Origin of the sequence: Paraburkholderia sp. J41 (assembly GCF_905220235.1) — a bacterium.
GTDB lineage: Bacteria > Pseudomonadota > Gammaproteobacteria > Burkholderiales > Burkholderiaceae > Paraburkholderia.
Map to the genome: position 1 here is coordinate 12,449 of NZ_CAJMZE010000044.1, position 14,889 is coordinate 27,337.

General features: G+C 67.0%; 14 protein-coding genes. 12 read left to right on the plus strand and 2 right to left on the minus strand.

All coding sequences use genetic code 11. From position 1 onward, the window contains the following. Nucleotides 1-17: 17 nt before the first annotated feature. Together U5805_RS28405 and U5805_RS28410 are read left to right on the plus strand one after the other, a co-directional pair. Nucleotides 18-1,016, plus strand: coding sequence for an NADP-dependent oxidoreductase (locus U5805_RS28405; RefSeq protein ID WP_322106839.1), 999 nt, complete (start codon nucleotides 18-20; stop codon nucleotides 1,014-1,016). A 16-nt stretch (nucleotides 1,017-1,032) separates the two neighbouring features. Then, entirely contained in the window at nucleotides 1,033-1,911 is an 879-nt protein-coding gene (locus U5805_RS28410; RefSeq protein WP_322106840.1) for an SDR family oxidoreductase, read from the plus strand. Nucleotides 1,912-2,007: 96 nt separating this feature from the next. Here U5805_RS28410 and U5805_RS28415 read toward each other — a convergent pair whose 3' ends face one another. Continuing rightward, nucleotides 2,008-2,862, minus strand: coding sequence for an NRDE family protein (locus U5805_RS28415; protein WP_322106841.1), 855 nt, complete (start codon nucleotides 2,860-2,862; stop codon nucleotides 2,008-2,010). Nucleotides 2,863-3,445: 583 nt separating this feature from the next. Next, entirely contained in the window at nucleotides 3,446-4,462 is a 1,017-nt protein-coding gene (locus U5805_RS28420; protein WP_322106842.1) for a folate-binding protein, read from the minus strand. A gap of 77 nt (nucleotides 4,463-4,539) precedes the next feature. Here U5805_RS28420 and mltG point away from each other — a divergent pair, with 77 nt between their 5' ends. From mltG to U5805_RS28470, 10 genes are all read left to right on the plus strand, one after another. Next, a complete protein-coding gene (gene mltG / locus U5805_RS28425) occupies nucleotides 4,540-5,550 on the plus strand; it encodes an endolytic transglycosylase MltG (RefSeq protein WP_322106843.1) in 1,011 nt (336 codons plus the stop codon). Then, the gene (gene tmk / locus U5805_RS28430; RefSeq protein ID WP_322106844.1) at nucleotides 5,551-6,171 is read left to right on the plus strand and encodes a dTMP kinase; all 621 of its coding nucleotides are present in this window, start codon (nucleotides 5,551-5,553) and stop codon (nucleotides 6,169-6,171) included. Nucleotides 6,172-6,213: 42 nt separating this feature from the next. Continuing rightward, nucleotides 6,214-7,293 (plus strand): DNA polymerase III subunit delta', encoded by a 1,080-nt coding sequence (locus U5805_RS28435; protein WP_322106845.1) that lies wholly within the window; start codon nucleotides 6,214-6,216, stop codon nucleotides 7,291-7,293. A gap of 83 nt (nucleotides 7,294-7,376) precedes the next feature. After that, nucleotides 7,377-7,880, plus strand: a complete 504-nt coding sequence (locus U5805_RS28440; protein WP_322106846.1) for an N-acetyltransferase family protein — start codon at nucleotides 7,377-7,379, stop codon at nucleotides 7,878-7,880. Between the two features lie 34 nt (nucleotides 7,881-7,914). Continuing rightward, nucleotides 7,915-8,700, plus strand: coding sequence for a TatD family hydrolase (locus tag U5805_RS28445; protein ID WP_322106847.1), 786 nt, complete (start codon nucleotides 7,915-7,917; stop codon nucleotides 8,698-8,700). Between the two features lie 66 nt (nucleotides 8,701-8,766). Continuing rightward, nucleotides 8,767-9,495: an ankyrin repeat domain-containing protein gene (locus U5805_RS28450; RefSeq protein ID WP_322106848.1), complete on the plus strand. Its 729-nt coding sequence runs from the start codon at nucleotides 8,767-8,769 to the stop codon at nucleotides 9,493-9,495. Nucleotides 9,496-9,605: 110 nt separating this feature from the next. Continuing rightward, nucleotides 9,606-9,962: a Rap1a/Tai family immunity protein gene (locus tag U5805_RS28455; RefSeq protein ID WP_158950038.1), complete on the plus strand. Its 357-nt coding sequence runs from the start codon at nucleotides 9,606-9,608 to the stop codon at nucleotides 9,960-9,962. A gap of 362 nt (nucleotides 9,963-10,324) precedes the next feature. Then, complete coding sequence (locus U5805_RS28460; protein WP_322106849.1) at nucleotides 10,325-11,647, plus strand: mechanosensitive ion channel family protein; 1,323 nt, start codon at nucleotides 10,325-10,327, stop codon at nucleotides 11,645-11,647. 121 nt (nucleotides 11,648-11,768) lie between these two features. Beyond that, nucleotides 11,769-13,175, plus strand: a complete 1,407-nt coding sequence (gene otsA, locus U5805_RS28465) for an alpha,alpha-trehalose-phosphate synthase (UDP-forming) (protein WP_322106850.1) — start codon at nucleotides 11,769-11,771, stop codon at nucleotides 13,173-13,175. A gap of 233 nt (nucleotides 13,176-13,408) precedes the next feature. Beyond that, nucleotides 13,409-14,641, plus strand: coding sequence for an AAA family ATPase (locus U5805_RS28470; protein WP_322106851.1), 1,233 nt, complete (start codon nucleotides 13,409-13,411; stop codon nucleotides 14,639-14,641). Nucleotides 14,642-14,889: the final 248 nt, after the last annotated feature.

Here is a 14,889-nt window from a genome sequence, read left to right on the forward strand (position 1 = left end):
TGCGACCCAGGCACGCCATGACTCAAACCAATCGCCAGATCCTGCTCGTTTCGCGCCCGCAAGGCGCGGCGAGCGCCGATAACTTCCGTCTCGTCGAAACGCCGCTGGCGCCGCTCGCGGAGGGCGAAGTGCGCGTGCGCAATCATTTTCTTTCGCTCGATCCGTACATGCGCGGCCGCATGAACGACGCCAAATCGTACGCGCCGCCGCAAGCGCTGGACGCGGTGATGATTGGCGGCACCGTGGGCGAGGTCGTGGAGTCGCGCAACGCGAAGTTCAAGACCGGCGACAAGGTGGTGGGCATGGCGGGCTGGCAGGAATTCGGCACTTCGAACGGCGCGGACTTGCGCGTGGTGGACACGACGCATGTGCCGCTTTCCGCGTATCTCGGGCCGGTCGGCATGCCGGGCGTGACCGGCTGGTACGGGCTGAACGGCATCATCAAGCCGCAGGCGGGGCAAACCGTGGTGGTAAGCGCGGCGAGCGGCGCCGTGGGCAGCGTGGTCGGGCAGTTGGCGAGGCGCGCCGGTTGCCGCGCGGTGGGCATCGCGGGCGGCGCCGAAAAATGCCGCTACGTGACCGAAACGCTCCGCTTCGACGCCTGCGTCGATTACAAGGCGGGCAATCTTTATCGCGATCTCAAGGCCGCGACGCCCGACGGCGTGGACGGCTACTTCGAGAACGTGGGCGGCGCCGTGCTCGACGCGACGCTCGCGCGCATGAATCCGTTCGGCCGGATCGCCGTGTGCGGGATGATCGCGGGCTACGACGGCGCGCCGGTGCCGCTCACGCATCCGCAACTGATTCTCACGCAGCGCCTGCTCGTGCAAGGTTTCATCGTCACCGAGCATCTGGACGTCTGGCCGCAGGCGCTGGGCGAACTCGGCGCGCTCGTCGGCAAGCAGCAGCTCGTGTATCGCGAGACGGTTGCCGAAGGGCTCGAAAACGCGCCCAAGGCGTTTTTGGGCATGCTCAAGGGCCGGAATTTCGGCAAGCAGCTCGTCAAGCTGATCTGATCGAGGCGAAACGGCCATGACCGAACCATTCGAATTCGATGGCCGCGTGGCCGTCATCACGGGCGCGGCGAGCGGTTTTGGCCGCGCGTTCGCGCAGCGCGCCGCCGCGCTCGGCATGAAGCTCGTGCTCGCCGACGTGGACGAAGCGCAGCTCGACGCCGCCGTTGCCGCATTGCGCGAAAGCGGCGCGCAGGCGATCGGCGTTCGCACCGACGTGCGCGATCCCGCCCAGGTCGACGTGCTGGCGCAAACCGCGCGCGACGCTTACGGCAAGGTGCATCTGCTGTTCAACAACGCGGGCGTCGGCACGGGCGGCTTCGTATGGGAAAGCAGCGTGCAGGACTGGGAATGGGTGTTCGGCGTGAACGTGATGGGCGTCGCCAACGGCGTGCGCAGTTTCACGCCGATGATGCTCGCGCAGGGCGAGCGCGCGCATATCGTCAACACGGCTTCGGTGGCGGGCCTGCTTTCGCCGCCCGCGATGGGCGTCTACAACGCGTCGAAGCACGCCGTGGTCGCGCTCACCGAAACGCTTTATCACGACCTCAAGAACGTGAGCGAGAGCGTGAGCTGCTCGCTGTTGTGCCCGGCCTTCGTGCCCACCGGCATCGGCCGGGCGGAGCGCAGCCGGCCCCGCAATCTGCTGAACGCCGTGCCGCCCACGCGCTCGCAACAGGCCGCCGACCTGCAACTGCAACGCGCGGTGCGCTCGGGCAAGCTCACGGCCGACGACGTGGCGAAGGCCACCTTCGACGCCGTGCGCGAAGGGCGTTTCTATATCCTCACGCATCCGGCGATTCTCGCCTCGGTGAGACTGCGTCACGAAGATATCGAAACGCAGCGCAATCCGACCGATCCGCTTTCGCTCAAGCCGGAAGTGAAGAAAGAGGCGTGACGCGGGCGCAGCCGCCGGAGTGTGGCGCGACTCGGCGCGCGTTCAACGCACCCGGCGCACGCAGCGCACTCAACGTACTCAACGCATTCAACGTACTCAACGCGCTTCGACGGTAAATACTTCGCGCCGCTCGAAGTGGCCGGGGCGCACGATGCGATGCGAGCCGTCGTCGTCGCTGCGTTCCAGTGCCTCGCATTCCAGCGTTGCACCCCGCACGCTAACGCGCAGCGCCGTCGTGCCGCGCGTGCCGTATTCGGGCGTTTCGATGAATGCCGCCGAGAGCGCGCGCTCGCGTTCGAGCGGAAGGCCCGTGGCGGGCAGGTCGCGGTCGGGCGCGATTTGCGGATCGCGCATCATCTCGACGAGTTGCGAAAGCGGCGCGGGCGTGGCGCATTCGACCATTTGCGCGAGTTCCGCGCGTTTGCGCACGAGCTTGGGCCACGGCGTATCGAGCACCGCGTTCGAAATGCCGTGCGTGCCTTCGGGCAACGGCGCGGGCGGTCGGTCGGCGCGATTGCAGTACCAGGCCAGCTCGCGCCGCGTCCAGTCGCCGACCACGAGATTGAACCCGTTGTAGAGATCGCCCGAGCGCGCCACCTCGTCCAGATACGCGAGCGGCGAATCGGGGAGACCTTGCGCGCCCGTGAGCCAGCGCGAAACGAGCGCGCCGCGCGTGGGCGCGTCGGGGCGCATGTCGTGCGGCGCGCGATAGTTGGTGAGCGCGGCGAAGCGGCCGCCGCGCGTCATGCCGAGCCACGTGCCGCCGCCCGCGAGATCGCGCCCGGCCAGCACGCCCGAGGCGGAACTCCCCGGCGACGTCACGTTGTCGGCGCCGCTCCACCAGTGCAGCGGGTCGGCGGTGCGGCGCAAAAATTCGTCGCGGTTGGCGACGAGCGTGAAAAGCGCGCCGCCGCTCGCACGCGGACGCCAGTCGAACACGATCAGACACATGGCAGTGAGCCTTGGGGATGAGGGCCGAGGATGGGGGCGGCCTGGGTCAGGCGGCTTGCTCGACGGATTCGGCTGGCTCGGGCGAAAGCGGCCAATCGGGCGAATAGCGCGAATAGCGCTAATTGAGCTAATTGAGCTAATCGGGCTAAGTGAGCCAATCGAGCCAATCGAGCCAATCGGGCCAATCGGGCCAATCGGGCCAATCGGGCCAATCGGGCCAATCGGGCCAATCGGGCCAATCGGGCCAATCGGGCTAATCGGGCTAATCGGGCTAATCGGGCGAAGAGGGCTAATTGAGCGAAGAGGGCTAATTGAGCCAATTGAGCTAATCGGGCGAAGAGGACCAATCGAGCGAATCGAGCGAATCGAGCGAAGAGGGCTAATCGAGCCAACTGCGCGATCCCGGCGAAAGTGATGATCTGTGCGACCTGTGCGACCTGTGCGATCGGGGCAAACAGGACAATCGGCGTCAATGGAGCGATTCGGACCCACGGAGCGACGCGTCCCCGTTGCGCGAATCGGGCCACTCGAACGGACCGAGCGAATAGCGCCGCCCGAGCGCCTTCGCGCGGACGGCTCGTCCTCACACTTCGGCGGGCAATGCGTAAGGCAGCGGCAGCACGCGCAACGCGGGGCCATCGGCGCTGCCAAGATGCACGCTGCCCGTTTCCAGCGCCGCGAGCTTGATTTCGGCGAGCAGATCGACGCCGCCGTCGGGCGCGGCCGCCGCATTCACGACCATGCCGCAGGGCTGGCCGGGGTCGTCGGAATGAAACAGCTCCGCGCCCGCACGCGCGAGTTCGCGACCGGCCGCGACGCTGGCGAGCGCCGTGCGGCGTTTGATCGTGCCGCGATACTGGCTGCGCGCCACCACTTCCTGACCGGGGTAGCAGCCCTTGCGGAAGTTCACGCCGCCCAGCACGTCGTAGTTGACCATCTGCGGGACGAACTGCTCGCTCACGGCCTGGGTGATGCGCGGTTCGCCCGCGCGAATGTCGAGCCAGTCCCACACGGCCGGCGACACGCGCGCGAGCGCGCCGTCGAGCTTCGCCAGCCGCGCCTCGACCGCTTCCTTCGGGCCGACCCAGAGAAAGCGCATGCGGCCGGCCGCGTCGGGCACGCGGATCAGCGAGCCCGACGGATCGTCGACCTTCACGTGCACGCCGTCGGGCAGCGCGTCGAACACGCCGGCCAGCGCGCCGCGTACGTCGCCCGCGAGGCCCACTACGAGCAGGTTCTCGCTGTCGTCGGTGAGCTTCGCTTTCGCGCGCAGCACGAACATCGACAAACGCTTTTGCACGGCGGCCTGCACGTCCTTCGAAATGAGCAGACGGACGGTTTCGCCGCTTTTCCAGGTGAGGAACGAGGCGAGCAGGCGGCCTTTCGGCGAGCAATAGCCCGCCAGGCGCGCGAGCGCGGCGTCGAGATGCTGGACGTCGTTGGTGAGCTGGCTGTGCAGGAAAGTCGCGGCGTCGTCGCCGTTGGCGTCGATCACGCCGAACTGCGGCAGGATCGCGTAAGCGCCGCCGTTCAGAACGGCCTCGAAGTCGGCGGATGTGGGCGCGGCGAGCGGGGAAGCGGGATCGTGCGGTGCGTTCATGGATTCGGGGAACAGTCAATCCTGACTTTAGCGGAAGCAAGCAGTTATTATATGGGGTTACTCAGAGTCGCGTTTCCATGTCCCTCCTGAAGAAATGCCTTGTCGCGGGCGTCGCGCTCGCCGTGCTCGGCGCGGCCGCCGTCGGCGGCATCTGGCGCTGGGCGACCACGCCGCTGGCACTCGCCGCACCTCAGCTCGACGTCACCATCAAGCCGCACAGCAGCGTGCGCAGCGTCACCACGCAGTTGCGGCGCGGCGGCGTGCCCGTGCAGCCGCAGCTTTTCGTGCTCATCACGCGCGCGCTCGGCCTGCAAAGCCAGCTCAAGTCGGGCAACTACGAATTCAAGGCGGGCGTCACGCCTTACGAGGTGCTGCAAAAGATGGCGCTCGGCGACGTCAACGAGTCGGTGGCGACCATCATCGAAGGCTGGACCTTCAAGCACATGCGCGCCGAACTCGACGCGAATCCCGCGCTGCGCCACGACTCGGCCGGCATGAGCGACGCGCAACTGCTCGCCGCCATCGGCGCGCCGCCCGCGCCGTTCGGCAACGGCGAGGGCCTGTTTTTCCCCGATACCTATCTCTTCGACAAAGGCTCCAGCGATCTGGACGTCTACCGCCGCGCCTACAAGCTGATGCAAACGCATCTGAACGAAGCATGGGCGGCGCGCGCGCCGGGCTTGCCGCTCAAGTCGCCGTACGAAGCGCTCACGCTGGCTTCGCTCGTCGAAAAGGAAACGGGCCGCGCCGCCGACCGCGCGCTGGTGGCGGCGGTGTTTTCGAACCGGCTCAAGGTGGGCATGCCGCTGCAAACCGATCCGGCCGTGATCTACGGTCTCGGCGGCAGCTACGTGGGCCATTTGCACAAGCGCGACCTTCAGTCGGACACTCTTTACAATACGTATCTGCGCCTCGGCTTGCCGCCTACGCCCATCGCGCTGCCCGGCGTGGCCGCGTTGCAGGCGGCGCTCAATCCGGCCTCCACCGCGGCGCTGTACTTCGTGGCGCGCGGCGACGGCAGTAGCGTGTTTTCTGACAATCTCGTCGACCACAACAAGGCCGTCGACAAGTACATCCGGGGTAACTAAATGGCGCGGGGCCGATTCATCACGTTCGAAGGCATCGACGGCGCGGGCAAGACCACGCATCTCGCCTGGTTTCGCGACCGGCTGGCGCAAAAGCTCGCGCCCACGGGCCGTGCCGTCGTCATGACGCGCGAGCCGGGCGGCACGCCGCTCGGCGAGGCCGTGCGCGAGATCGTGCTGCATCAGCCGATGGATCTCGAAACCGAGGCGCTCCTGATGTTCGCCGCGCGCCGCGAGCATCTCGCGCAGGTCATCGAACCGGCGCTCGCGCGCGGCGACTGGGTGCTGTCCGACCGTTTCACCGACGCGACGTTCGCCTACCAGGGCGGCGGCCGTGGCCTGCCGCGCGATAAGCTGGAAACGCTGGAGCGCTGGGTGCAGGGCGGTTTCCAGCCGGACCTCACGGTGCTGTTCGACCTGCCGCCCGACACGGCGAGCGAGCGGCGCGGCGCGGCGCGCGAACCCGACCGCTTCGAAAGCGAAACCGACGCGTTCTTCACGCGCACGCGCGGCGAATATCTGCGCCGCGCGGAAGAGGCGCCGTACCGTTTCGCGATCGTCGATTCGTCGCAAGCGATCGAGACGATCCGCCATCGCCTCGATCAGGTGCTTGAGACGCTTTGAGCGCATTACTTGAACAATCTCGCCCAAGTTACTGATTAAAAGATGATTTATCCTTGGCAAACCGACGACTGGCAACGCCTTCAGCAACTGCGCAGCCAGTGGCCGCACGCGCTGCTGCTGCACGGCCAGGCCGGCATCGGCAAGCTCCAGTTCGCGCAGCATCTCGCCAAGGGGCTGCTGTGCGAGGCGCCGCAGGCCAACGGCGAACCGTGCGGCGCGTGCGCGGCGTGCCATTGGTTCGCGCAGGGCAATCATCCCGATTACCGCGTGGTGGTGCCCGAGGCGCTCGCGGGCGAAGTCGGCCCGGCGGGCGACGACGACGCCAAAGCCGATAAAGCCGATAAAGCCGATAAAGCCGATAAAGCCGATAAAGGCGACAAGGGCGAGGGCGAGGAAGGCAAGAAGGGCCGCGCGCCGAGCAAGGAAATTCGCATCGAGCAGGTGCGCGCGCTGCTCGATTTCACGAGCGTGGGCTCGCATCGCGGCGGCTCGTGCGTGGTCGTGCTTTATCCGGCCGAAGCGCTCAACGTGGCGGCGGCGAACGCGCTGCTGAAAACGCTGGAGGAACCGCCCGCGAGCGTGGTGTTCGTGCTGGTTTCGGCGCGCATCGACCGCTTGCTGCCGACCATCATCAGCCGCTGCCGCCAATGGCCGATGAGCACGCCCGCACCCGAAGCCGCCGCGGCGTGGCTCGCGCGGCAAGGCGTGGCCGACGCGCCCACGCTGCTGGCCGAAGCCGGCGGCGCCCCGTTGGCCGCGCTGGCGCTCGCGCACGACGAAAACCGCACGCTGCGCGACTGGACGCTCGCGCAACTCGCGGCGGGCCCCGCTTGCGACGCCTTCGCGTGTGGCGAAACGCTGCAAAAGCTGCCGGTGCCGCTCGTGCTGGGCTGGCTCCAGCGCTGGGCCTACGATCTGCTCGCGCAACGCACGGCGGCCCGCCCGCGTTATTTTCCGCAGGCGGCTTCGGCGCTGGCGCGGTGCGCGAACAGCGTGGATTCGCCCGCGCTCGCGCGCTACATGAAGACCGTCACGCGCCAGCGCGCGGTGGAAAACCATCCGTTGAACGCACGCCTCGTGTTCGAGGAACTGTTTCTCGGCTATCGTGATTTATTCGCCTGACGGGTCGGCCTGGCCGATCGTCGGGCTTGACCCTGCTGGTGGCGCGGCTTGACCGTGCGCCAGCGCTTCTCCGTTCTTGCGCCATGAGTCTTGTCTACCGCGATGCCACGCTCGACGATCTGCCCGCGATCGTCGCCATTTACAACTCGACCGTGCCGTCGCGCCAGGTCACGGCCGACCTGGAGCCGGTGAGCATCGAAAGCCGCGAGGCATGGTTTCATGCGCACGGCCCGGCGCGCCGCCCGCTCTGGATCGTCGAAGAGGGCGGCCGCGTGATCGCCTGGCTGAGCTTTTCCGACTTCTACGGCCGTCCGGCCTACGGCCATACGTCCGAGGTCAGCATCTATCTCGACGAAGCCGCGCGCGGCAAGGGCCTCGGGCGCAAGCTGCTGGCCGCCGCGCTGGAGGCCGCGCCGGGGCTCGACATCCATACGGTGCTCGGCTTCGTGTTCGGCCACAACGAGCCGAGCGTGCGGCTGTTCCGCGGCTTCGGCTTCGAGGCGTGGGGCACGCTGCCGCGCGTGGCCGTGCTCGACGGCGTTGAGCGCGATCTCGTGATTCTCGGCAAGCGCGTTGCGCAAGCTTGACGTTCGTCATCATTCATTGATCGCAGGACCGCCCATGTTCGTCGATTCGCATTGCCACATCAATTTCGAGGGCCTCGCCGAGCGCTTGCCGCAGGTGCTCGACAACATGCGCGAGCAGGCTGTCACGCACGCGCTGTGCGTTTCCGTGGATCTGGAAACGCTGCCCGCCGTGCTCGATATCGCCAGCCGCCACGAGAACGTCTACGCGTCCGTGGGCGTGCATCCCGACCACGAGGACGCGCGCGAGCCGAGCGTGGCCGAGTTGGTCGAACTGGCCGCGCACCCGAAGGTGGTCGCGATCGGCGAAACGGGGCTCGATTACTACCGGCTCGGCGAACGCATGATCGCCGACATGGAATGGCAGCGCGAGCGGTTTCGCACGCACATTCGCGCGGCGCGCGCCACGAACAAGCCGCTCATCATCCACACGCGCGCCTCGGCCGACGACACGCTGCGCATCATGGAAGAGGAGCGCGCGGGCGAGCCGGGCGGCGTGATGCATTGCTTCACGGAAGCCTGGCCGGTCGCCGAACGTGCGCTCGCGCAGAATTTTTACATTTCGCTCTCGGGCATCGTGACGTTCAAGAGCGCGACGGACGTGCAGGACGTGGCGCGCCGCGTGCCGATCGAACGTCTACTGATCGAAACCGACTCTCCGTACCTCGCTCCGGTGCCTTTTCGGGGCAAACCCAATGAACCTGCGTACGTGAGCCATGTCGGAAGATTCATCGCGCAGCAACGCGGGTTGCCGGACGCCGAGCTTGGCGCTGCCACTTCGCAGAACTTTTTCCGGCTTTTCAAGATTCCGGCGCAGGCATGAAGCCGGAGTTGCGTGCTGTCGATGTGTTTGATATCAACGAGATAGCTGATAACGTTAAGGTTTGACATGAACTCAAAAACGCTTTTTTCCACCGCTCAATCCGCTCGTCGTACCGCTGCCGCGCTCGTGCTCGGCGTTGCCGCCACCGTGGCCGGCGCGGGCGTCGCGCAGGCCGCGCCGATCGATTCGCTCGTCAAGAGCGTGAAATTCGACGACGACAAGGGCGTTGAAAAGGCGCTCGCGAACGGCATGGACCCGAACGCCACCGACGACCAGGGCATGCCGCTTCTCGTCATCGCCGCGCGCGAGAAGTCGGACAAGGTGGGCGCCGTGCTGCTCGACAACCCGAAAACCAACATCGGCGCCGAAGACCGCGCAGGCGAGAACGCGCTCATGATGGCCTCGCTCAACGGCGACCTCGACTTCGTGAAGCTGCTCATCACGAAGGGCGCCGAAGTCAACAAGAAGGGCTGGACGCCGCTGCACTACGCGGCCGCGAACGGCAACGACGACGTGGCCAAGCTGCTGATCGGCTATTCGGCCGACGTCAACGCGCCGTCGCCCAACGGCACCACGCCGCTGATGATGGCCGCGCGCGGCGATCATCTCTCGACCATCGACTTCCTGCTTCAGCACGGCGCCACGCTCGGCGCGAAGAACCAGATCGGCATGTCGGCGCTCGACTTCGCGCGCCAGTACAAGGCGCCGGACGCGATCAAGGACCTCACCGCGCGCTTCACGCAGGCGGGCTTGCCCACGGCGAATATGGCGCCCGCGCAAAACAGTGCAAAATGATGCGCGTTTAGCGTCGGCGACGAGTAGGGGCGCCGGGCTTTGGTGCTGTTAAGCGGCCGCGAGCGGGAACGGACCACGCGGCCGCCATTCATGACAAGACAAGGAGAACCATGCTGCGGGTTCTGATCTGTGCGGGCGCGATGGCGCTGCCGCTTTCGGCCTTCGCTTTCACGGCGAGCGACCTCAACCGGCTTTGCACGAAGACCGACGTCGCCTCGCGCAGCGCATGCGCGGCCTATATCGAAGGCGCCGCCGACGGCATCTTCAACACGATCGACGCGATCGGCGGCACGACCGGCCCGCGCGTCGGCCAATACTTCTGCCTGCCGGCCGACGCGCGCTCGGCGCAGCTCACCGACGCCGTGCGCAAATACATCGCGGACAACCCGAACGTGGCTGGCTACAACGCCAGCACGGCCATCTCGCTCGGGCTCGGCAAGGCGTTTCCCTGCAAGACCGGCAGCTAACGCCGCGCCCGCTTCGAAACTGCCTTAAAACCGCTTCGAAACCGGCGGCGCGTTGCCGCCGGCCTGGCCGCCGGCGGTTCGCCCGAGTCGATATCGAACCCGTATTCGCGTCGATGTTCGAATCGGCAGGGCACGCCAACCGCTCATCACCTGCGCGACGGCGCTCGATGCACTCGATGCACGCAAATGCGCAGGTCGCCGCAAACGCCGGTTTGACAGCGCCCACGCGCGCCGCACGCCGGTCGCCTTGAAGGCGCGCCAGCGCATCGCGAGATGCCGCGCGCGCGCCGCACATCGCCGCGGGACACGCGCCCGTGCCGTTTCCACGAGTTGTCGTTCTACTCAGGAGGAACTGGCCGCAGATGCCGACTTTCGACGATTTTTCCCGTCTCGCCGACGCCCCGTTGCAGAACTGGCTCGGCACATTGCTCGTCAGCGCGTGCGCGCTCGCCTTCGCCGTCGCCGTGCATTGGATCGGCAGCCGCGTGGCGTGGCGCATCGCGCGGCCGCACCCGCGTGTCAGCGTGTTCGTGCGCTACGTCCGCAAGCCCGCGCTCGCCGTGCTTGCCGTGCTCGCGCTCGAATTCGTCTGGTGGCAGGCGCCCGACACGCTGCGCTTCATCGCCAGCCTGCGCGAGCTGTGCGCGTTCGCGTTGATCGGCGCGATCACCTGGCTCTCGGTGCGCTGCGCGGCGGCCATCGGCGAAGCCATCGTGGCCGCGCATCCGCTCGATATCGCCGACAACCTCCAGGCGCGCCGCATCCACACGCAGGCGCGCGTGCTCGCGCGAACGGTGATGGTGCTCATCATCATCGTGGGCGTGGGCGCGGCGCTCATGACGTTTCCCAACGTGCGGCAGATCGGCGCGAGTTTGCTGGCTTCGGCGGGCGTGGCCGGTCTGGTCGCCGGTATCGCGGCACGCCCCGTGCTTGGCAATCTGATTGCCGGTTTGCAGCTTGCGATTTCGCAGCCGATCCGTCTCGACGACGTGGTGGTGATTCAGGGCGAGTGGGGCCGTATCGAGGAAATTACGGGCACCTACGTGTCGGTGCGCATCTGGGACCAACGCCGGCTGATCGTGCCGCTGCAATGGTTTATCGAGAATCCGTTCACGAACTGGACCCGCAGCAGCGCGCAGATCATCGGCACGGTGTTTTTGTGGCTCGATTACCGCATGCCGCTTGCGCCGCTGCGCGAGGAGCTGGCGCGCATTGTCGAAGCGGCGCCCGAATGGGACAAGCGCGTGCAGGTTTTACAGGTCACGGACATGAGCGAGCGCGCGATGCAGGTGCGCGTGCTCGTGAGTTCGGGCGATTCCGGGCTCAACTGGGACTTGCGTTGCCGCGTGCGCGAAGGGCTGCTCGATTTCGTCAACGCGCGGTATCCGCAATTTCTGCCGCGCACGCGCGCCGAACTGGCCGCCGAAAGCGAAGGCGGCGCGAGCGACTTCACGGCCTTCGAGCGCCGTCCGCCGAACGAGGCGCACGAGGCGCACGAGGCTCGGCCTTCTCGCGCGGCGCAGCCGGTTCGTCAAGCGGCGTCGAGCACGGCGGCGCACACCGAGGCCGATCCGGTCGCGCATGGCGGCGGACGCGGTGCGACGCTGAACGGCCAGGCCGCACGCCAGCGCGCGGCTGATGAGACGCAAACCCAACCCGAGCGCGAGGTCGAGCGGACGGGCTGAGGGGCTGAGAGGCTGAGAGGCTGACGGGCTGACGGGGAAAGCGGACGGAGGCGGACGAAAGGCGAAAGCGCATGCGACGCTGCGGGGCCGGCAGCCGGACAACAAGCGGAGGAACAGCAAGATGGGCAGATTGATAGTCGTCTCGAATCGCGTGGCGACACCGACGGAAACCAAGGGCTCGGCGGGCGGGCTCGCGGTGGGCGTGTTCGGCGCGCTGAAGGACGCGGGCGGCATATGGTTCGGCTGGAGCGGCGACGTGGTGAGCGAAACGGTCGCCAACGCGGGGCCGCAACTCGTCGAGGAAGGCTCGGTGACGTTCGCGACGGTTGGCCTCACGCGCAAGGACTACGACCAGTATTACCGCGGTTTCTCGAACGCCACGCTGTGGCCCGTGTTCCACTATCGCAACGACCTCGCGCGTTACGAGCGCGACGAATACGCGGGCTACCGGCGCGTGAACGCGTGGCTCGCGCACAAGCTCAAGAAGCTGATCCAGCCCGACGACAACATCTGGATTCACGACTATCACCTGATTCCGTTCGCGGAGGCGCTGCGTTCGGAAGGCGTGAAGAACCGTATCGGCTTCTTCCTGCACATTCCGTTTCCGTCGCCGCAGGTGTTGCAGACGATTCCGCCGCACGACGAACTCGTGCGCTCGCTGTGCTGCTACGACCTGCTCGGCTTCCAGACGCGCAACGACCAGCAGGCGTTTCACGACTACATCGCGCGCGAGGCGCACGGCACCGTGGTGGAAAGCGGCGAGAACAAGGAGCACGGGCAGGTGGAGGCGTACGGGCGCAAGCTGCGCACGGGCGTGTACCGCATCGGCGTGTTCCCCGACGAGATCGCCGAACAGGCCGCGCGCTATGAGAGCCGCCAGCACGTGCTCGATCTCAAGCAAAGCCTTGAAGGCCGCAAGCTCATCATGAGCGTCGACCGGCTCGATTATTCGAAGGGTCTGGTCGAGCGTTTTCATGCTTTCGAGCAATTGCTCGAACAGGCGCCCGAATGGCGCGGCAATGTCACGCTCGTGCAGATCGCGCCGCCCACGCGCTCGGACGTGGCGAGCTACAAGGCGATTCGCGAGGAACTGGAGCGCGAGGCGGGGCGCATCAACGGCCGTTTTTCGGGCCTCGATTACACGCCGATCCGCTATCTGAGCCAGCAGTACGACCGCTGGAAACTGATGTCGCTGTTCCGCGAATCGCAGATCGGTTTCGTCACGCCGCTGCACGACGGCATGAATCTCGTCGCCAAGGAATACGTAGCCGCACAGAATCCCGACGATCCGGGCGTGCTCGTGTTGTCGATCTTCGCGGGCGCGGCGGCGGAACTGACCGGCGCGCTGATGGTGAATCCGCACGACGCCGCGGGCATGGCCGAGGCGCTGCAACGCGCGCTGGCGATGCCGCTAGACGAACGCAAGGCGCGTTATCAGACCAACATGGAGATGTTGCGGCGCAACGACCTGGGCGTGTGGCGCGATACGTTCCTGAGCGATCTCGCAGCGGTGCCGCAGCCGACCTGACAAGCGCGGCGCGGCGCGGAAAACCGCCCCCGGAAAGCGCGCCCGAAGCCGCAGCCGGATTCGCGACGGATTCGCCCCGGATTCGCGACGCGCTCGGTGCCTTTTCGCCGGTGCTCGTGCGGCGCGCATGAACAATCCGCATGAGCAATCGACGGCGATCGGGCAGGAACGGCGCTCGAATTGCGTATGATCGAGCGTTCCCGCGCCCCGAAACGCGCTCACGATCGTTCCGTATGCTGACCACGCTCGCCATCGCCAACTATCGCTCGCTGCGCGAGCTTATCGTGCCGCTCGGCGCGCTCAACGTCGTGACCGGGCCGAACGGCAGCGGCAAATCGAATCTCTATCGCGCGCTGCGCCTGCTTGCGCTGACGGCGCGCGGCGGCGTGATTCCGTCGCTCGCGCGCGAAGGCGGCCTGCAATCCACGCTCTGGGCCGGGCCGGAACGCTTCTCGCGCGCCGTGCTCGCGGGCGAGCAGCCGGTGCAGGGCACGGTGCGCAAGGACGCCGTGAGCCTGCGGCTCGGTTTCGCGGGGGACGCGTTCGGCTACGCGATTGATCTGGGCCTGCCGCTGCCTTCGGTTACATCCCAGTTCACGCTCGATCCGGTCATCAAGCGCGAGTGCATCTGGAGCGGGCCGTTTCTGCGTCCGTCGGCGCTGCTCGTCGATCGGCAGGGGCCGTCGATCCGCATTCGCCATACCGGCGACAAAGGGAGCGACAGAGCGGGCGACAGAGCAAACGACAAGGCGGGCGGCCGGGCAAGCGACGGCGGCGACTGGACGACGCTCGCGCAACCCGTGGCCAGCTTCGACAGCATGATGACCGAATACGCCGACCCGCGCGCCGCGCCCGAGATGATCGCGGTGCGCGAGCAGATTCGCTCGTGGCGCTTCTACGATCATTTCCGCACCGACCAGCATGCGAGCGCGCGCCAGGTGCAGATCGGCACGCACTCGCCGGTGCTCGCCGACGACGGCGCGAATCTTGCCGCCGCGCTTCAGACGATCCGCGAAATCGGCGACGCCGAGGCGCTCGATCATGCGATCGGCGACGCGTTTCCGGGCGCGCGCGTGGAAATCGTCAATCACGAAGGGCGTTTCGAGGTGGCGCTGCGCCAGGAGGGGCTGCTGCGTCCGTTGCGCGGCGCGGAGCTGTCGGACGGCACGCTGCGCTATCTGCTGCTCGCGGCGGCGCTGCTGAGCCCGCGCCCGCCCGGCTTGCTGGTGCTCGACGAACCGGAAACGAGCTTGCATCCCGATTTGCTGCCGTCGCTGGCGCGCCTGATCGCGCGCGCATCGGCGCATTCGCAGGTGATCGTGGTGTCGCATGCGGCGCGGCTCGTGGCGGCGCTGGAGCGCGAAGCGTCGAGTCAGTCGATCGTGCTGGAGCGGCGGCTGGGCGCCACGGGTTTCGCCGATCCCGACTCGCTCGAGGTGCCCGCGTGGAAATGGCCGGCGCGCTGAATGCCGCTCGCGGCGGTTTGCGGCGCGGTTGTTTCGGCGTGTAACACCGTATAGAAATTGAAAGTCCGGCGGCGCGATCCATCAGCATGCCGAATAATGGAAGGAATGCCGCGCGCGCTCTGGTGGGCTGTATCGCCGATCCGCTTTTGGCCGGCCCGCGAACAGAGCCATGGCAAGGTACGAGAGGTACGCAAGGTACGCGAGGCACGCCGGATGCACAGTGTTCGACGTAGCGGCCCCGTTTTCTG